At 34.2% G+C, this 240-nt stretch carries 1 pseudogene; it reads left to right on the plus strand.

The features are described 5' to 3' along the window. Positions 1-19: 19 nt before the first annotated feature. A pseudogene (locus RFX69_RS01760) lies at positions 20-240 on the plus strand (plasmid replicase); the annotation flags it as partial.

Raw genomic sequence — 240 nt, forward strand, 5'->3', positions numbered from 1 at the left:
AAAAGGTGACAGCAAGTACGTGGGACTAATAGCAAAGAATCCTGCACATGAAAAATGGATTGTAGAAGTACCACGATTAGAAAAGTATTCATTGCATGAACTTGTTGAACATTTAGAACTTAAGCCACATGAATACAGAAATATAAATTCAGAAAAACCCGGTATAGAGAAATTTGTAATTAACGGCCGTAATGATCATCTATTTAACGAAATACGGCATCAAGCATATATCGACATTAG

The sequence above is a fragment of the Acinetobacter sp. 148 genome (genome assembly GCF_031196675.1).
In the GTDB taxonomy this organism is placed as follows: Bacteria; Pseudomonadota; Gammaproteobacteria; order Pseudomonadales; family Moraxellaceae; genus Acinetobacter; species Acinetobacter baumannii.